Annotated in this window: 19 protein-coding genes; 18 read left to right on the forward strand and 1 reads right to left on the reverse strand. The window is 37.2% G+C overall.

Going from position 1 to position 17942, the window contains the following annotated elements; genetic code table 11:
- Nucleotides 1-108: 108 nt before the first annotated feature.
- On the reverse strand, nucleotides 109-804 hold the full coding sequence (locus tag J7E77_RS07710; protein ID WP_214713377.1) for a Crp/Fnr family transcriptional regulator: 696 nt from the start codon (nucleotides 802-804) through the stop codon (nucleotides 109-111).
- Nucleotides 805-1158: 354 nt separating this feature from the next.
- Here J7E77_RS07710 and J7E77_RS07715 point away from each other — a divergent pair, with 354 nt between their 5' ends.
- The 18 genes from J7E77_RS07715 (at nucleotide 1159) to J7E77_RS07800 (ending at nucleotide 17933) form a co-directional block, all read left to right on the forward strand.
- Nucleotides 1159-1767: a superoxide dismutase gene (locus J7E77_RS07715; RefSeq protein WP_088088992.1), complete on the forward strand. Its 609-nt coding sequence runs from the start codon at nucleotides 1159-1161 to the stop codon at nucleotides 1765-1767.
- A 111-nt stretch (nucleotides 1768-1878) separates the two neighbouring features.
- Nucleotides 1879-3096, forward strand: a complete 1218-nt coding sequence (locus J7E77_RS07720; RefSeq protein WP_214713378.1) for an MFS transporter — start codon at nucleotides 1879-1881, stop codon at nucleotides 3094-3096.
- Between the two features lie 206 nt (nucleotides 3097-3302).
- The gene (locus tag J7E77_RS07725; RefSeq protein ID WP_214713392.1) at nucleotides 3303-5366 is read left to right on the forward strand and encodes a peptidoglycan D,D-transpeptidase FtsI family protein; all 2064 of its coding nucleotides are present in this window, start codon (nucleotides 3303-3305) and stop codon (nucleotides 5364-5366) included.
- A 277-nt stretch (nucleotides 5367-5643) separates the two neighbouring features.
- Complete coding sequence (locus J7E77_RS07730) at nucleotides 5644-6558, forward strand: phosphate ABC transporter substrate-binding protein (protein ID WP_214713379.1); 915 nt, start codon at nucleotides 5644-5646, stop codon at nucleotides 6556-6558.
- Between the two features lie 80 nt (nucleotides 6559-6638).
- Complete coding sequence (pstC, locus tag J7E77_RS07735) at nucleotides 6639-7559, forward strand: phosphate ABC transporter permease subunit PstC (RefSeq protein WP_214713380.1); 921 nt, start codon at nucleotides 6639-6641, stop codon at nucleotides 7557-7559.
- Nucleotides 7559-8446, forward strand: a complete 888-nt coding sequence (gene pstA, locus J7E77_RS07740) for a phosphate ABC transporter permease PstA (RefSeq protein WP_214713381.1) — start codon at nucleotides 7559-7561, stop codon at nucleotides 8444-8446. The genes pstC and pstA overlap by 1 nt, the downstream gene beginning before the upstream one ends.
- A 16-nt stretch (nucleotides 8447-8462) precedes the next feature.
- Complete coding sequence (gene pstB, locus J7E77_RS07745) at nucleotides 8463-9284, forward strand: phosphate ABC transporter ATP-binding protein PstB (protein ID WP_214713382.1); 822 nt, start codon at nucleotides 8463-8465, stop codon at nucleotides 9282-9284.
- Nucleotides 9285-9296: 12 nt separating this feature from the next.
- The gene (gene pstB / locus J7E77_RS07750; protein WP_214713383.1) at nucleotides 9297-10070 is read left to right on the forward strand and encodes a phosphate ABC transporter ATP-binding protein PstB; all 774 of its coding nucleotides are present in this window, start codon (nucleotides 9297-9299) and stop codon (nucleotides 10068-10070) included.
- A 13-nt stretch (nucleotides 10071-10083) separates the two neighbouring features.
- Complete coding sequence (gene phoU, locus J7E77_RS07755) at nucleotides 10084-10743, forward strand: phosphate signaling complex protein PhoU (RefSeq protein ID WP_214713384.1); 660 nt, start codon at nucleotides 10084-10086, stop codon at nucleotides 10741-10743.
- Between the two features lie 218 nt (nucleotides 10744-10961).
- Nucleotides 10962-11513, forward strand: coding sequence for a DUF4912 domain-containing protein (locus J7E77_RS07760; RefSeq protein WP_214713385.1), 552 nt, complete (start codon nucleotides 10962-10964; stop codon nucleotides 11511-11513).
- Entirely contained in the window at nucleotides 11506-12765 is a 1260-nt protein-coding gene (locus J7E77_RS07765) for a glycosyltransferase family 4 protein (protein ID WP_214713386.1), read from the forward strand. Before J7E77_RS07760 ends, J7E77_RS07765 begins: the two co-directional genes overlap by 8 nt.
- Before the next feature lie 14 nt (nucleotides 12766-12779).
- A complete protein-coding gene (locus tag J7E77_RS07770) occupies nucleotides 12780-13394 on the forward strand; it encodes a hypothetical protein (protein WP_214713387.1) in 615 nt (204 codons plus the stop codon).
- Nucleotides 13395-13504: 110 nt separating this feature from the next.
- Complete coding sequence (gene rpmG / locus J7E77_RS07775; RefSeq protein ID WP_066064234.1) at nucleotides 13505-13654, forward strand: 50S ribosomal protein L33; 150 nt, start codon at nucleotides 13505-13507, stop codon at nucleotides 13652-13654.
- A gap of 56 nt (nucleotides 13655-13710) precedes the next feature.
- Nucleotides 13711-14277 carry a 5-formyltetrahydrofolate cyclo-ligase gene (locus tag J7E77_RS07780; protein ID WP_214713388.1) on the forward strand — a complete coding sequence of 189 codons (567 nt, stop codon included), beginning with the start codon at nucleotides 13711-13713 and terminating at the stop codon, nucleotides 14275-14277.
- Nucleotides 14274-15062, forward strand: coding sequence for a DUF92 domain-containing protein (locus J7E77_RS07785; protein ID WP_214713389.1), 789 nt, complete (start codon nucleotides 14274-14276; stop codon nucleotides 15060-15062). The genes J7E77_RS07780 and J7E77_RS07785 overlap by 4 nt, the downstream gene beginning before the upstream one ends.
- Nucleotides 15063-15120: 58 nt before the next feature.
- Entirely contained in the window at nucleotides 15121-16074 is a 954-nt protein-coding gene (locus tag J7E77_RS07790) for an L-lactate dehydrogenase (RefSeq protein ID WP_214713390.1), read from the forward strand.
- A gap of 94 nt (nucleotides 16075-16168) precedes the next feature.
- Complete coding sequence (locus J7E77_RS07795) at nucleotides 16169-16363, forward strand: hypothetical protein (RefSeq protein ID WP_088088978.1); 195 nt, start codon at nucleotides 16169-16171, stop codon at nucleotides 16361-16363.
- A 163-nt stretch (nucleotides 16364-16526) separates the two neighbouring features.
- Nucleotides 16527-17933, forward strand: coding sequence for a rhomboid family protein (locus J7E77_RS07800; protein ID WP_214713391.1), 1407 nt, complete (start codon nucleotides 16527-16529; stop codon nucleotides 17931-17933).
- Nucleotides 17934-17942: the final 9 nt, after the last annotated feature.

A 17942-nucleotide genomic window follows, 5' to 3' on the forward strand; every position in this document is an offset into this window, starting at 1 on the left:
GCAAATCAACAAACAAATTAACAAAGACATAAAAAAGACTGCCGGCAAACCCAAGTTTTTCGGATTTGTCGACAGTCTGAAGCCACCTTTCGGGTGGCTTTTGGTTGATTAATTTAATCCGCAAATTTCAAAGGAACAATTTTGACAGTCAACTTCTTCTTTTAAATAGTTGAGTTTTTTTATGGTAAACTTTTGATTATCGTAGGTAATGATCTCTTTCTCGCGAAGATCTTTTAAGGCGCGTTGAATAACTTCACGCGTCCCATAGGTTAAATTAGCTAACTCCTGATGTGTTAAGGGCAGATCAATAAGAATTCCATCTTCTGTCTTAATTCCATAAGTATTAGATAAGCGGATGAGAATTGAATATAAACCCCCTTTTTTCCCATTCATAATTAGGTCTTGGCATTTCATTTGTGCCTTTAAATAACCTGTACTTAGCCATGCAACAAGAGCGCTCATTGCTTCTGGATCATTTTTAATAAATTCTTCAAATTGTTCCTTCTTGATAAAGATCATTTCACAATCTGTCATCGTTTTTGCGTAAAATTGATAATGAGGAAATGGTTTGAAAAGTTGATACTCTACAATTAATTCCTGGCCATTTAAGATTTTTAAGATAAAATCCTTGCCGCGTAAATGAACTCTTCCAAGTGAAATACTTCCTTTAAGCAATAAGAAAACATACTGGGCAGGGTCCTTCTCTTGAAAAAGAACGGAACCGGCTTTAATCTTTTGAATTGGTTCTTTTTTTTCGTAAAAGTAAACTAGTAAATTGTATATAGAATAACTACTTTTCTGCATAGTAAATCACTCCTTAGCACCCTTCACTTTGATTAAAATAAATTATTAACAAGGTGTCAATGGAGCCTTTACATGAATTGGTAGTGACAAAAGTCGGATATGACAAAAATCGTTGACAGATTGCCCTTTGGATGAAAGGTGACAATTTTTCGAATAATTATTAGGAAGGATAGTGGATTACGTTTTAGTGAAATTTAGAATAAAATTCTTCATTACGGGTATGGTATTTATGTTAAGAGCCTAAGCATTATATTTGAAACTGAGCACTGACTTTGGTATCTTAAAAAGGAAAGCTTTAGAAATATTCTAAATTCTAAGGCTGAAAAAATCACCATATACATAGGAGGAATAATCATGGCATTTGAATTACCACAATTACCGTATGCAGAAAACGCACTTGAACCACATATTGACAAAGAAACAATGAACATTCACCACACTAGACATCACAACACATATGTAACCAATCTAAATAACGCTTTAGCTGGTAATGAAGAATTACTTTCTAAATCAGTTGAAGAAGTTATTGCTAATTTGGATGCGGTTCCAGAAGCTGCTCGTACAGCAGTTCGTAACAATGGCGGCGGTCATGCTAACCATTCATTATTCTGGCAAATCCTTTCTCCAAATGGCGGCGGTGCACCTACTGGTGAATTAGCTGACGCAATCAGCAGCAAATTTGGCAGTTTCGAAAGCTTCAAAGAAGAGTTTGCTAAAGCAGCAACTACTCGTTTCGGATCTGGTTGGGCATGGCTATCTGTGTCTGGCGGAGAATTAGAAGTTTCAAGTACGCCTAACCAAGACTCTCCATTAATGGAAGGTAAAACTCCAATTCTTGGTCTTGATGTATGGGAGCATGCTTACTACTTGAAATATCAAAACAAACGCCCGGATTATATTTCCTCTTTCTGGAATGTAGTAAATTGGGATGAAGTTTCAAAACGTTACAGCCAAGCAAAATAATAGCAATGGTAAGAAGGCAGCTTAGGCTGTCTTCTTTTTTTTGGATTTGAATAAGTGAATAAGAAAAACTTGCTTGTTAAAGACTACCCATAAGATAAAGGGGAGTTTTTTATGGCAAAAAAATTTAAGATTCTAGGTGATGTAAAACTAACAAAAGATTTATCACTTTTGCTGATTATTGGTGGGTTATATTCATTAAGTGTTGCTTTATCCAATACGTTTGTAAATATTTATCTATGGAAACAAACGGGTAAGTATTCAGATATCGCCCTTTTTAATTTATCGATTGTTGTTTTACAACTGCTCACCTTCATTTTAGCTGGCCGATGGGCCAAGAAAATTGACAGAGTAATCGTGCTTAGAATCGGTGTGATTTTTTTAGCGTTATTTTATGTAATGGTTTTAATCGCTGGCACAAAGGCTTCTACTTATTTACTTTTATTAGGGAGTCTGTTAGGAGTAGGTTATGGGTTTTATTGGCTTGCTTATAATGTGTTAACATTTGAAATCACCGAACCAGATACGAGAGATTTTTTTAATGGTTTTTTAGGGATATTATCGTCTGCGGGTGGAATGATTGGACCAATCGCTGCTGGAATCATCATAACTAGATTTGACAAATTCACTGGATATACCATTGTTTTTGGGATGTCGCTAGCTTTATTTGCACTTGCGGTTTTTATGAGTTTTTCATTGAAACCACGACCATCGGCAGGAAGCTATTGTTTTAAACAGATTCTTAATGAAAGAAAACAAAATGAAAATTGGCGTTTGATTACAAACGCTCACTTTTTCCAGGGACTGAGGGAAGGGACCTTTGCATTTGTCATATCAGTGCTTGTTTATATTTCGACAGGAAGTGAACTGTCTTTAGGAACATTTGGTCTCCTTAATTCAGGAATATCATTTATAGCGTATTATCTTGCGTCTAGGTTAATTAAACAAAAGTTTCGAAAAAAAGCGATTCTTATTGGTGGACTTATCCTATATGCGTCTGTCCTGTTAATTGTTTGGGACGTGAATTTTGTCAAATTGTTAATCTATGGCGGGATGATTGCAATTGCCTATCCGCTTTTGCTCGTCCCATATATGTCCACTACATATGATGTGATTGGAACAGGTTGGAAAGCGGCAGAAATGAGGATTGAGTACATTGTAGTTCGGGAAATATTCTTGAATTTGGGAAGGATTGTTTCCATATTATCCTTTCTAGCTGCTATCACTTGGTTTAATGCAGAAATCAGTATACCAATCCTACTTCTTGCTTTGGGTGCAGGGCACACATGCATCTATCTTTTTATTAAAAGAGTACATTTACCAGCAACGTAATGCGATGAGTATTTTATTTACTCACCGCATTTTTCATTTTTCACTGAGGCTTTTATGCTGAAAATGGTAAGGGTTTTTCATAGATAAAAGCGGAATTATCCTTTAAAATAGAGAAAGTGACTTTAAGCCGTGAAAAAAGGAAGTGTTTATATACCTTGAATAATAAAAAGAAAAAAAAGAAGGAACATGTGCCCTTTCGTTTAAACATGTTATTCTTTGTCGTGTTTTTGCTATTTTCTATCCTTATCCTTAGACTTGGTGAATTGCAAATCGTATTTGGTGATGATTTTAAACGTGAAATTGAACGGACTGAAGATATTACCGTTAATAACCCTGTACCAAGGGGGAAAATGTTCGACCGCAATGGTAAAATCATTGTTGATAATACACCCCTGAACGCGATTACTTACACAAAATATCAACAAACCACCCAAAAGGAAATGTTGGAGAGCGCGGCAAAATTAGCAAAAATCATTAACAAAGATACATCGAAAGTTCCTGTTCGTGATAAAAAGGATTATTGGATTTTAAAACATCCTAAAGAAGCAAAAGCAAAAGTTACGAAAAAAGAATGGGCTTTATATGAACAAAAAAAATTGGATGATAAGCAAATTTATAAACTTCAGATCGATCGAATAACTGAGGATGAAGTAAACAGTATTATTGGAGAAGATCTTGAAACCCTTGCTGTCTATAGGGACTTTAATAGTGGTTATGCCTTGACGCCGCAAATTGTTAAAAATAAAGATGTTACACCTGAAGAATTTGCGATTGTTAGTGAAAACTTAGAAAACTTACCTGGTGTTGATACAACAACTGATTGGGAACGAAAGTACGTTTTCGGTGATACATTAAAATCCATATTAGGAGATGTAACTTCCTCCGAAGCAGGGATTCCCAAGGAGCAATTAGAAAAGTATATGGCCCGTGACTACAGCCGTAATGACCGAGTTGGAAAAAGTTATCTTGAATTAAAATATGAAGATGTATTACATGGTCAAAAGGCAAAAGTGAAAAATGTAACGGACAAGTCCGGTAAAATACTTTCAACTGAAGTAGTTTCGGAAGGAAAAAGGGGTAAGGATCTTGTTTTAACCATTGATATGGATCTTCAGAAGAAGGTAGAAGATATCATCGAAGAAGAAATGTGGAGTGCAAAGCAAAAACCAAATACCTCCCTTCTAGATCGAGCCTTCGTCGTTCTGATGGATCCACATACCGGTGAAGTCCTATCACTGGCTGGAAAACAAATTGGTAAAGATAACAAAGGAAAAACAGTCATGAAAGACTTCGCAGGAGGAAATATTACCACTTCTTATAACGTTGGTTCAGCAGTTAAAGGGGCAACGATATTAACTGGTTATAAAACTGGGGCAATACAACCAGGCTCTACACAACTAGATGAGCCTTTGAGAATAGCTAGCTCACCTGTCATGTCATCATGGAGGACATTTGGCAGGATAAATGATTTAAGGGCACTACAGGTCTCCTCCAACGTATATATGTGGAAAACTGTTATTGCGATGGCTGGTGGCCAGTATAGACCAAATCAACCTCTACCATTAGATTATTCAGCCTTTGATACGATGCGGCAGTCATTTAGTCAGTTTGGTTTAGGTACGCGTACAGGGATTGACTTACCTAATGAAATGAGCGGCTTTCCAGGTCCTGAAAGGACTCCTGGTTTACTTCTTTTCCTTTCGATTGGTCAGTATGATACGTATACACCAATCCAACTCGCGCAGTACGTCTCCACAATCGCAAATGGTGGGAATCGTATCCAGCCGCATCTGGTTAAGGAAATTCGCGAACCGGAAATGGAAAATAATGAATTGGGTCCTATTGTTGAGGAAATTCAGCCGAAAGTATTAAATCGTTTAGATATGAAGCAATCTTGGATTAAACGGGTTCAAGAAGGTTTTCGGATGGTCATGCAGGTGGGTGACGGTACAGCTGTAAGTTACTTTAAGAGCGCAGATTATCACCCTGCAGGTAAGACGGGGACAGCACAGGCATTTTATGACGGTTCTGATAAGTCCAAGCGTGGGACAGAAGTAATGAACCTAAGTCTCGTAAGTTTTGCACCGTCTAATAATCCAGAGGTGGCAATGGCTGTTGTCGTACCGTGGGCATATCAAGGGAATAGCGGTCCAAGCATCAATAATTTAATCGGCCGAAGAGTCTTGGATGCGTACTTTGACTTAAAGAAAGAACGTCAAGATACAGAAAAAAATGCCACCTCTGATCAACAGGAAGTAAATAACGAATAAACCCAAAACAGTAGTCAAGCAGATCATTAATATTACTGAAACACCTGTCTCAATTTGAGGCAGGTGTTTTTTATATTTTTAAGTTCTACTCTGTATTGATTTAACGTATTAAGGACAATTTATATCTAGAGAATTTTGTCGATTTACACAAACTCAACATATCTTTACAAAACCTTTACATTTAATTAAAACTCGGTTAACAGTTAAACATTATCCTTAGACATGTAAGGCAGAACAAATAACAAGCCAACCAAAATTCACAGGGGGAATTAAACAAATGAAAATCTTAAAAAAATTCGGCCTATTACTTACTCTTGCCGCATTTATGGTATTTGCAGCTGCTTGTGGCGGAGCTTCTACTGATAAAAATGAAGGAACTGCTAATAAAGATAATAAGACCACTGAACTTTCTGGTACCTTAAGCGTTTCAGGTTCCTCTGCAATGCAACCATTAGTTGCCGCTGCTGCTGAAGAGTTTATGGCAGAAAATCCAAATGTTGATGTTCAAGTAAACGCTGGTGGATCTGGTACAGGCTTATCACAAGTTGCCGAAGGATCTGTGCAGATTGGTAACTCAGACGTATTCGCTGAAGAAAAAGAAGGTATTCCAGCTGATCAGCTTGTTGACCATAAAGTAGCTGTTGTAGGTATGACAGCAGCTGTTAACCCTAAAGTTGGTATTAAAGATATTAAAAAGGAAGATTTAATTAAAGTTTTCACTGGAAAAATTACGAACTGGAAAGAACTTGGCGGAGCAGATCAAAAGATTGTTCTTGTAAACCGTCCGGACTCTTCAGGTACACGTGCAGTATTCAATAAGTTCGCCCTTGATGGAGCAACACCTGCTGAAGGGATTACGGAAGATTCTTCAAACACCGTTAAAAAGATTATCAATGAAACTGATGGTGCAGTGGGTTACCTTGCATTCTCATACTTCACTGACGAATCTGTGACTCCACTTGCAATCGATGGAGTAGAACCAACTGAAGAAAATGTGCAATCTGGTAAATTCCCAGTTTGGGCATACCAACACTCTTATACAAAAGGTGAAGCAACAGATCTTGCAAAAGCGTTCCTTGACTATTTAATGTCTGACGATATCCAAAATACACTATTAAAAGAACAAGGATATCTACCAGTAACAAAAATGAAAGTTGAACGCGATGCTAAAGGAAATCAAAAAAACCTATAAAAACAGGTTGAATAATGAAAGGGTAAATGCAATTAAGCATTTACCCTATTATGACGTATTTTAGGGGTGTTTGGTGCATTATGGAAAAGTTAGTTCCTGCAAAAGACAGATTGTTAAGGTCTAAGAAAAATTGGCTCGATGGGGAATTGCGCGGGAAAATTCTCGTTATCTTGTGTGCTGTCATCATGATCTCAGCAACCATCTCGATAACTATTTTCCTTGGTTCAAAGGGTTTACAATCTTTTATAAAAAATGGTGTAAGTCTTATTGAGTTCATAACCAGTACCCACTGGAATCCTACAAATCAAGCGAAACCCGAATATGGGGCTTTACCGTTTATTTTTGGTTCCTTTGCGGTAACCTTTCTTGCAGCAATAGTGGCAGCACCATTAGGTATTGGCGGAGCGATTTTTATGACCGAAATTGCACCCTCATGGGGAAGGAAAATTTTACAGCCAGTGATAGAGCTTTTGGTCGGAATTCCATCTGTAGTTTATGGCTTCATCGGGCTTACAGTGTTAGTACCATTTATCAGGGAACATGTGGGCGGACTTGGTTTTAGCTTGCTCTCAGGTACCATTGTATTATCAATCATGATTTTGCCGACAGTAACGACAATTGCAACCGATGCGATGAGTTCACTGCCTAAAAATCTTCGTGAAGGTTCGTATGCCTTAGGTGCTACTCGCTGGCAAACTATAAGAAAAGTTTTAATACCTGCTGCATTACCTACCCTCTTGACTGCTATCGTTCTTGGGATGGCAAGAGCATTTGGAGAAGCTCTTGCGGTACAAATGGTCATCGGTAACGTAAGAGACTTACCAACAAGCTTATTAGACGCATCAGCAACCTTAACGACAATTATTACTCTTAACATGGGCCATACAACTTACGGTAGTGTAGAAAATAATACTCTTTGGTCAATGGGCTTAATTTTATTAATCATGTCGTTTGCGTTTATTCTCCTCATTCGCTACCTTTCGTCAAGGAGGAAAATGTGATGAACAGTAAAACTGCAGATCGGATTGCCACAGGAGTATTTATAGCCATTGCAATCATAATCATTTCTATATTAGTTGGTTTATTTTCATATATTTTGATTAATGGATTTAAACATATTTCGCTTGACTTTTTAACCTCTCCGTCAAGCAATGTACGTGCGGGCGGGGGAATTCGTGACCAATTGTTCAATTCATTTTATATATTATTTATTACGATGTTAATTGCTCTTCCGTTAGGTATTGGCGGGGGAATATATATGGCTGAGTATGCTAAGCCGGGGAAAATTACAGACATTGTCCGTTCTTGTATAGAAGTTCTAGCCTCTTTACCATCCATAGTCATTGGGATGTTTGGTTTATTAATGTTCGTTAATTTAACAGGCTGGGGCTACACCATTTTAGGAGGAGCCTTAGCCTTAACGGTTTTTAACCTGCCTGTAATTGTAAGGGTGAGTGAAGATGCGATCCGTGCCGTCCCAAGTGATTTGAAAGAGGCTAGTCTTGCCTTAGGGATTACCAAATGGCATACGATAAAAACTATTTTATTACCAAGTGCTTTTCCGACGATATTAACTGGTGCGATTCTTGCTGCAGGTCGTGTATTTGGTGAAGCCGCTGCATTATTATTTACAGCCGGTCTTTCAACACCAAGACTCGATTACGCAAACTGGAATCCATTTTCACCTCAATCACCGTTGAATATATTTCGTCCAGCAGAAACGCTTGCGGTTCACATTTGGTCTGTAAATACACAAGGGTTAATTCCAGATGTGGAAGAGGTTTCTAATGGTTCAGCTGCTGTTTTAGTAATATCGGTATTAATATTTAACTTATTAGCTAGGTGGATAGGAAGTATGATTCATAAAAAGGTAACAGCATCAAAATAAGGGGCGGGGAGATAGGATGGTTACAGCATTTAAAGAAGAATCGACCGAAAATCAAGCTGTTCAGTCTAACAGCCAGTTGCAAAAGGAACATATCTTAAAGGTAAATAATTTAGAAATATTCTATGGAGAAAAACGAGCTGTCAATGGGATTTCACTTGATATTGAAAAAAATTCCGTTACAGCACTCATAGGCCCTTCAGGCTGTGGTAAATCCACTTTTTTAAGAAGTATTAATCGAATGAATGACCTGATCCCTGGAGCAAGGGCGGAGGGAGAAATCATATATGAAGATCTCAATATTCTGTCGGAACAAATAAATGTCGTTGCTCTCCGTAAGGAAATCGGCATGGTTTTTCAAAAGCCCAACCCATTTCCAAAATCAATTTATGAGAATATTACACACGCCCTTAAATTTGCTGGAATCAAAAAGAAAAGCAACCTTGATGAAATGGTTGAAGTGAGTCTGAAAAAAGCAGCATTATGGGAGGAAGTAAAGGACAGGCTTCATAAATCTGCTTTGTCACTTTCTGGCGGGCAGCAGCAACGACTTTGTATTGCAAGGACGATTGCGATGAAACCGACAGTCATGCTCCTTGATGAACCATCCTCGGCACTAGACCCAATATCCAATGCTAAAGTTGAGGATTTAATTGTTGAGTTAAAAAAAGAGTATTCCATTATTATTGTCACCCATAATATGCAGCAGGCATCACGTATTTCTGATAAAACAGCCTTCTTCTTGAGCGGTGATATAATTGAATATGATCATACGGAAAAAATTTTTACCAATCCATCTGTTAAAAAGACAGAGGAATATATCTCTGGAAGGTTTGGATAAGGGGGAAAAGTTGTGGCAATACCAACATTAACCAGACAAGTATTTGATGTCAAAGACCTGAATTTATGGTATGGAGAGCATCATGCATTAAAAAACATCAACTTTCCAATTGACAAAAAAGAGGTTACCGCTATCATCGGTCCCTCGGGCTGTGGAAAATCTACATTTATCAAAACTTTAAACTTAATGATTAATATGGTCCCAAATGTAAAAATGACGGGCGAAATTAATCTAAATGGGCAAAATATATTAGACAAGAAAATGGATCTCGTCGAACTACGCAAACACGTTGGAATGGTTTTTCAGAAGGGAAATCCTTTTCCACAATCTATCTTTGATAATGTTGCCTATGGCCCGAGAGTCCATGGTATCACTAAAAAGAAGCATCTAGATGAGATTGTCATTAAATCACTGATGGATGTAGCATTATGGGAAGAAGTAAAGGATCGTTTAAATGCTCCTGCTTTAGGTCTATCAGGGGGACAACAGCAAAGGCTATGTATTGCAAGAGCACTTGCAACGAAACCTGAAGTGTTGTTAATGGACGAACCTACTTCAGCATTAGACCCAATTTCTACGTTAAAAATTGAGGAAATGATCCTAGAATTAAAAGAAAAATATACAATTGTTATTGTTACCCATAACATGCAGCAGGCATCAAGGGTTTCAGATAAAACAGCTTTCTTTTTAATGGGTGAATTAATCGAACTAGATTCAACTTCGACAATTTTTTCTAATCCTAAAGACTCGCGGACTGAAGGATATATTACAGGAAGATTCGGATGATGAGGTGTCTACTATGAGTACGAGGACAAATTTTGATAATAATTTAAAAGAATTAAAAGATCTTCTATTAAAAATGGCTGAAAAATCGGAGCACGCAATCCAAGAATCGATGGTTGCCCTAATAAATCAGGATATGGAAAAGGCGAAACAGGTAATTGATGGTGATAATGAAATCGATGAGTTAGAATATGAAATTAATGATAAAGCATTATTATTAATTGCAAGACAATCACCTGTAGCCACCGATCTTAGGAAAATAAATGTGGCATTAAAGGTTTCATCTGAGGTTGAACGTTTTGCAGATATAGCAGTAAATATAGCAAAATCGACCATCCATATTGGCAAGGAAGAGCATTTTAAAGAAATAATAGATATACCAAAAATGATGGAGATGGCCTTAGAGATGGTTTCTGATTCCATAAAAGCCTATTATTCAGAAGATGTTACGTTGGCAAAAAAGTGCGCGGAAAAAGATGATGCTGTGGACAAAATGTTTGGAAGCTTAATCCAAGAGTTATTGAGCTATATCCCACAAAATCCAAACTCAACAAACCAAATTATTCAATTAGCGTTTGTATGTAGATTTATTGAAAGAATTGCAGACCATTCAACGAATATCGCAGAGCATGTCATTTACCTTGTGACAGGTAACCGTGTTAATTTAAATGACTAATGATAAATAGTGTTTATTAAAGATGAGGATTTTTATGCCTTATCTTTTTTTATTTTATAAGGTAAAAGGATTGGGATTTAATTCTAAAGTCTTTCAAGAAACGACAATTTGCGTTTATTGTGCGCGGTTGAATCTGGTGGTACGATTAAATTATCATGTATTAAGCATAATTTGGAATTTGGTGCATATATTGATTGTTTGCAGAAATGGAGGAAGACATGATTAATGAGATTAGTAACCTAAAAGGAGATGGAAGAAATATAACTAACCATCCATCTACAGATTTTATTCCAATTAAAGGTGAGTTGGCCGCAAAGCTTGTTACCCCCCGCAAATTGCTTCTCTTCTGGGAAGTTTCCGATATACCAAAAAAAATGATTGAACTATTTTTTAATCTTAGCTTTGAGAGTCTTATCCCTGTTGTTCGGATCTATGATGTCACAGATATGGTTTTTACAGGAAAAAATGCTCACCATTTTTTTGAAATCGCGGTTCCTTATCAGAAAGGACATTGGTTCATAAAAGGATTGGTTGCAAATCGCAGCTATGTAGCAGAATTAGGGATTACTATTTCCAATCAGGAATTTTTCCCTCTATTTCGTTCTAATTCCATTCAAACTCCGATGATGGAAATACCGAATGGAACTGAAATGAATCATGATCTAATCCAACTTAAGCAACATGAAGAGCAGCCGCCAAAGTGGATTGATCATGTTAGTACGTATAGTTATTACGTGGAATCAAAAAACATGGAGGATATAAATGGATAATATATTCTCCCAACTAGATGATTTTCATAAAGCATCATCGAATAAAATGAAATTAAAAATACTGATGCTTTGCTGGGAATATCCTCCTAATATTGTTGGCGGACTTTCAAGGCATGTATTTGGATTATCCGTTCATTTGGCAGAAAAAGGACATGAAGTCCATGTTTTAACGGCGATAAATGGTAATCTTCCATCATTTGAAAATATGGAAGGCGTAAATGTTCATCGAGTCAAACCAATAAACCAATACGATGATAATTTTCTTTCGTGGATAGGTGGACTTAATTTAGCTATGGCTTTCAAGGCAGAAAAATTAGCGGAGGAAATCCATTTTGATATCATCCATGCCCATGATTGGCTTGTTGGTTCAGCCTCGATTGTATTGAAAGAATCACTGAAAATTCCACTACTAGCGACCATTCATGCGACAGAGTATGGAAGGAACAACGGTATTCATACTGAAATGCAACAGTTTATTCATAAAAAGGAACAGCAATTAATTTGCGAATCCGATCAAATTATTGTTTGCAGCGATTACATGAAAGATGTTCTCAACTCCATCTTTAAGGCGAAAAATGATAAGATTGCCATTATTCCAAATGGTATTGAACCTGTCTTGAATGAACATGATACAGAGGAAATATTTCCGGAACTTAAGGATCAGAAATACATTTTTTCAATTGGTAGAATCGTAAAAGAAAAAGGATTTGAAACCATAATTGAGGCAGCCTCGATCGCAAAAGAGAGGGAAATAGACTGCTTTTTTGTGATAGCGGGAAAAGGACCGATGCTCGAAACGTATCGAAGACAAATTAACGTGCGGAATTTAGAAAGCCATATTACATTTGTGGGATATGTTACTGATGAGCAAAGGAATTCACTCATTGCTGGAAGTGAACTTGCAGTCATTCCTAGTTTATATGAACCTTTCGGAATAGTGGTACTTGAAACGATGATCTTAGGTAAACCGACGATTGTATCCAATACAGGTGGGATGAAAGGTATTGTGAAGCATCTACATACAGGATTACTAATGAACCCTGGGGATGTAGAGAGCATGCTCGAACAAATCGACTTTCTAATAAATCATCCACTTAAAGCTGAAGAAATTGGCAAAAAAGGAAGACAAATTGTGATAAGCCTGTATGGATGGAAACGTATTGCATCCGAAACAAGCAGGGTAATGGAAGATACTGTATTGAACAAACGCGTTCATACTGATGCACAAAAAGAAACACCAAATAATTTATAAAAAGGTGTAAAACGATGACTCTAACTGAACAACAAAAATATAAACAGACTCCTGTCCACCAACTGCCGCCGGATACGCTGCAATTTATTCCTGGTTTATGGGTAAACGGAAAGTATGTTTGGCTCCATGATTGTACAAAAAAGGTCTTTCAAGAGGAAGGAATAATTATTAAAGTGAAACAGGAGCAACCCCACTCCAAAGTTCGTTTTTCAAGTGTGTATGTCATTAATCACAGCGAGCAAACGAAAGAGATTAAGATCTTGGCTTTGCATTATTTTCCCAATGTTATTCAAGACAACCTAGCTTTTGTATCTCCAACAGATTATAGGATTTTTCACCTCGCCAATAAGAATATTTATTTAGTTAATGGAGACATCAATGGAGTGGGTATGAAAGAATATACGGCCATGCCGCAGTGGAAGGTTTTTACAAATCAAATTTGGAGTTCACTTCAAAAGGGGAACTTGAATTATCTTCCCATGGCGAAAGGTCCAGCGGCCAGTATTTTTGCAATGAAAATGACGATAGAGTCGCATGGAATTGCTAAAATGAACACATGGACCATGACAGGTTCCAAAAAAAGTGAATTGATTTCAATGGAGGAAGCACTTTTAAAGAAAATTCACTGAAATGAATGAAAGTTTATTAACAAAAAAACATACTAGCATTTCCTTTTAAAAAATGATATTATGGAAAAGTCGTATGAAAGAAATGCTTAATTGTTTGGAGGGAAATAAACATGCGTGTGAATATTACATTGGCTTGCACTGAGTGTGGAGATCGTAACTATATTTCAACAAAAAATAAACGTAATAATCCAGATCGTCTTGAGCTTAAGAAATATTGCCCAAGAGAAAAACGTTCAACAGCACATCGCGAAACAAAATAAACAGTAGGGGCTTCCTGCTGTTTTTTTTGTTGTCTAAAAGTTAGGAGCTTACTAAAATGAATAATAAAAACTCTATTCGTAAGCAAATGAGAGAGACACTTTCAAAGCTTACAAAACCTCAATACGAAGATTATTCGTATAAAATTGCTTGTACACTTTATGAGGATGAAGCATGGAAACAAGCAAAAGTTATTGGATTAACGGTTTCAAAACAACCAGAAGTGGATACATATCAATTGATTCGCAAAGCCTGGGAATCAGGAAAACAAGTTGTTGTGCCAAAATGTGATCCAAATGAAAGACGGCTATCCTTTAGAACTTTAAATGAATTTTCTCAGCTGGAATCAGTATTTTATGGTCTATTTGAGCCGATTGAGGAAGTAACTAAGGAAGTTGACGCAGATAGGATTGACCTAATGATTGTTCCAGGTTTAGCCTATACAAAAGAAGGGTACCGTTTGGGTTTTGGTGGAGGCTATTATGATCGTTATTTACAAAATTACCACGGTATGACGATTTCACTTGCCTTTACCGATCAATTGGTCCCACAGTTTCTTGTTGAGGAGCATGATGTACCGGTCTCCCAAATTATTACAAACCATGGAGTTATCAAAATAAAATGATCATAGAGATTTTGATTTTCGTTGGAATTCTATTGACAGGTGCGGCAGGTTATAAATCCAAATCCTTGACTAGATCAGGGGCCTTTGCTGCCATTTTAGTTGGACTTGCAGTGTATTTAGGCTTCGGTGAAAATGGTCTTTTCCTGCTTGGGGTATTTTTTGCCTCTTCAAGTTTTTGGTCAAAATATAAAAGTAGTGATAAGAGCATAATAGAAGAAAAGCTTGCAAAAGGGGCTACAAGAGATTGGCGTCAGGTCGCTGCGAATGGAGGAGCGGCCGGGCTTTTCAGTATCATTCAGTATTTCAACAATGATATGATCTGGTTAGTTGGCTTTATAGTATGTCTGGCTAGTGCAAATTCTGATACCTGGGCCTCGGAAATCGGTAGTTTAAGCAAAAAAGAACCATTATACATACGTTCCTTTAAACGGGTTGAAAAGGGGACATCGGGAGCAATCAGTTTATTGGGAAGCTTCGCTTCCCTTGCAGGTTCTTTCTTAATTTCAATCATAGGATTTTGGCTTTTTGATTTAAGTTATTTCTTAACAGCTCTTGTTTTCCTTTTTGGTTTTTTCGGAAATGTTATTGATACGTTGATTGGTGCCTTTTACCAACAGGTATATGTTTGTGCGAAATGCGGGATAGAGACTGAAAAAAAGAGGCATTGTGATTTGCCGACAAATAGAATAAAAGGGTCTATCTTTGTAGATAATGATATGGTGAATTTCCTTTCAGGTTTTGTTGCTGCTATGTCAGTGATAGGAGTCATTTATTTGAATAACTAATTTTTTTGGGGATGAATGATATTGATATAGCAAAATGCTTTTACATGGAGGACTGGTCATGTTTAATCGCGTGAATAGAGTGGCTCTCATTGGAACGGGATTTGTGGGTTCAAGCTATGCTTTTGCCCTATTAAATCAAGGGATAACAGAGGAGCTTGTCTTGATTGATTTAAATAAGGAAAAGGCAGAAGGAGACGCAATGGATTTGAATCACGGCCTTCCATTTTCTCCATCCCGGACGAAAATATGGTACGGAAGTTATCAGGATTGTGGTGAAGCAGACCTAATTGTTATCACAGCTGGTGCAAACCAAAAGCCAGGGGAAACACGACTTGACTTAGTTGAAAAAAATACAAGGATCTTTAAAGGAATTGTCGAGGAAATTATGGCAAGTGGGTTTGATGGTATTTTCCTCGTTGCTACAAATCCGGTCGATATATTAACGTATGCCGTTTGGAAGTTTTCAGGGCTGCCAAAAGAGCGGGTAATTGGTTCTGGTACAATTTTAGATACAGCACGTTTCCGCTTTTTGCTTGGCGATTATTTTGATGTAGATACGCGTAATGTTCATGCCTATATTATTGGAGAGCATGGTGATACAGAGCTCCCCGTATGGAGTCATGCGGATATTGCTGGTACTTCTATTAGTGAGTGGTCAAAAAACAAAACAGGGTTTAATCAAACGGACCTTGATCAAATCTTTTTAAATGTTCGTGATGCTGCCTACCATATCATTGAGAGAAAAGGTGCAACGTATTATGGAATTGCTATGGGTCTAGTAAGATTGACAAAAGCGATTCTTCAAAATGAAAATTCTGTGTTAACTGTTTCTGCCTATCTAGATGGGGAATATGGACAGAATGATATCTATATAGGTGTACCAGCTGTAGTTAATCGATATGGAGTTAGGCAAGTTGTGGAGCTTAAATTGAATGACGAAGAGCAGGGGAAATTCGTTAATTCTGTGAATGTATTAAAGCAAACGATGGAACCGGTCTTTAAGAACTATTAATCAAAAGGATTGAATTCTTATACTGTGAATTCAGTCCTTTTTTTATGGATAAAATGATTGTCATAATCGCAAAATACTAGTAGGAGGGATGAGAATGTCTCGTATGTTAACATCCATATTGATGATTGGTTCTATTGGTTATTTTGGTTTCAGATACAGATACCGTCTTATCAATGTGCTACTAGGGTCTAGTTGGATGCGCAGGCTTGCAGTAGGCTCAGTTATGAGCTTCCCAGGTGTAAAACAAAAAATGATGCAATCGGTTTTTGGAAGACCATCTGAATGGTGAAAACCACAGATGGTTTTTTTTTATGGAGAAGACGTATCTCAATAAAAATAAAAAGCTTGATTGATTATTGTTACTCGAGAATCGTTTATAATGAAAGATATAAGAAAAAGAATTATCGTAGCTTGATATGGCCGTTTATTTTTACATAGGAAGCAGGGGGGAAATGAATAATAGAGAACGTTACATATTTTGGGAATTAGCGTATTCATTTATTTCAGATCATGGTTACCGTATTATTCAATTATTTGAAAATCAAAAAGAATTATGGCTAGAAAAAATAGAAAATAAAAAAGCACCGATCATTCGTCTGCTGCTCCATAATTTGGATTGGAGTAATGCTATGCAGCGTGATATTGAGTTTACTGCTGCAAATGGAGAGAGAGTCCGCAAGCAAATTGGTCGACATGAGTTAAATGTGGTCAATATTTATGTTAGTCAATTCCCTCCAGTTGATGAATATGAATTTCGTCTCGCGAAACCTTTTGTCCATTCTGAAGGAAATAAAACGATGGTAAGCTCGATTCTTTTTGCACAAGGGGTATACGAAGCAGGTTTTCATCGTATTTCAGAGAGGCTTGGGGCTGAACTTCATTTTTCAATCAATGATGATTACTTAGAAGAGGATGTTGAGTACGTTAAGAAAGCGGCATTGGATTATGCGATTAAGAAAGTTAAGACGGAGAGAGCTATTCTGTTGAATGGCAAACCAATATTTACGTATGTTTTCATTGCCATTCAGGTTGCTGTTTTTTTCTGGCTTCAGCTTCATGGTGGAAGCACAAATACTTCTACCTTGATTAAATACGGGGCCAAGGTCAACCAATTAATCGTTGAAGGAGAATGGTGGAGATTTATTACACCCGTTTTTCTTCATATTGGTTTTATCCATCTGGCAATGAACACCCTTGCATTGTACTTTCTCGGAACTGAAGTGGAAAGAATTTTTGGCAATCTTCGTTTTCTTTGGATTTACTTGTTTGCTGGAGTTACAGGTTTTATTGCCAGTTTCATCTTCAGTGCTAACTTATCAGCAGGGGCAAGCGGTGCTATTTTTGGCTGTTTTGGTGCATTACTTTATTTTGGAGTTATTTATCCGAAGTTATTTTTCCGAACAATGGGATTGAATTTGCTTGTCGTTCTTGGAATCAACCTTGTGGTTGGGTTCTCTGCATCGGGAATTGATAATACAGGTCATCTAGGCGGGTTGGCAGGGGGATTCATAGCAGCAGGCACTGTCCACTTTCCAAAGAGGAACAAACTATGGCTGCAAATGTTGTTTTTTATTGCGTCTGTTGCACTGCTATATGGTTCTTTATCTTATGGTTTTAGCTCTTTAGGAAAATCACATGATGAAAATTCTAATTTGTTGATGGCCCAGGAATATATAAAGCAAAACAACTACGATAAGGCCTACAACGTTTTAAAGGAATCTGAAGAAAATGCCGTCAATCTATCAGAGAAAACCTACTTTCTTCTATCCTTCGTAGAAATTAAGAAGGAGATGCTTCCTGAAGCTAAAACACATCTACAAAAAGCAATAAAACTAGACCCTGGTTTTGGAGGCCACTGAAAAACTTCA

The organism is Bacillus sp. ISL-77 (genome assembly GCF_018613105.1).

Bases quoted from the DNA above. Each gene is read 5' to 3' on its own strand.
- J7E77_RS07710 (WP_214713377.1), bottom strand. From the start codon at position 804: ATGCAGAAAAGTAGTTATTCTATATACAATTTACTAGTTTACTTTTAC.
- J7E77_RS07715 (WP_088088992.1), top strand. From the start codon at position 1,159: ATGGCATTTGAATTACCACAATTACCGTATGCAGAAAACGCACTTGAA.
- J7E77_RS07720 (WP_214713378.1), top strand. From the start codon at position 1,879: ATGGCAAAAAAATTTAAGATTCTAGGTGATGTAAAACTAACAAAAGAT.
- J7E77_RS07725 (WP_214713392.1), top strand. From the start codon at position 3,303: ATGTTATTCTTTGTCGTGTTTTTGCTATTTTCTATCCTTATCCTTAGA.
- J7E77_RS07730 (WP_214713379.1), top strand. From the start codon at position 5,644: ATGAAAATCTTAAAAAAATTCGGCCTATTACTTACTCTTGCCGCATTT.
- pstC (WP_214713380.1), top strand. From the start codon at position 6,639: ATGGAAAAGTTAGTTCCTGCAAAAGACAGATTGTTAAGGTCTAAGAAA.
- pstA (WP_214713381.1), top strand. From the start codon at position 7,559: ATGAACAGTAAAACTGCAGATCGGATTGCCACAGGAGTATTTATAGCC.
- pstB (WP_214713382.1), top strand. From the start codon at position 8,463: ATGGTTACAGCATTTAAAGAAGAATCGACCGAAAATCAAGCTGTTCAG.
- phoU (WP_214713384.1), top strand. From the start codon at position 10,084: ATGAGTACGAGGACAAATTTTGATAATAATTTAAAAGAATTAAAAGAT.
- J7E77_RS07760 (WP_214713385.1), top strand. From the start codon at position 10,962: ATGATTAATGAGATTAGTAACCTAAAAGGAGATGGAAGAAATATAACT.
- J7E77_RS07765 (WP_214713386.1), top strand. From the start codon at position 11,506: ATGGATAATATATTCTCCCAACTAGATGATTTTCATAAAGCATCATCG.
- J7E77_RS07770 (WP_214713387.1), top strand. From the start codon at position 12,780: ATGACTCTAACTGAACAACAAAAATATAAACAGACTCCTGTCCACCAA.
- rpmG (WP_066064234.1), top strand. From the start codon at position 13,505: ATGCGTGTGAATATTACATTGGCTTGCACTGAGTGTGGAGATCGTAAC.
- J7E77_RS07780 (WP_214713388.1), top strand. From the start codon at position 13,711: ATGAATAATAAAAACTCTATTCGTAAGCAAATGAGAGAGACACTTTCA.
- J7E77_RS07785 (WP_214713389.1), top strand. From the start codon at position 14,274: ATGATCATAGAGATTTTGATTTTCGTTGGAATTCTATTGACAGGTGCG.
- J7E77_RS07790 (WP_214713390.1), top strand. From the start codon at position 15,121: ATGTTTAATCGCGTGAATAGAGTGGCTCTCATTGGAACGGGATTTGTG.
- J7E77_RS07795 (WP_088088978.1), top strand. From the start codon at position 16,169: ATGTCTCGTATGTTAACATCCATATTGATGATTGGTTCTATTGGTTAT.
- J7E77_RS07800 (WP_214713391.1), top strand. From the start codon at position 16,527: ATGAATAATAGAGAACGTTACATATTTTGGGAATTAGCGTATTCATTT.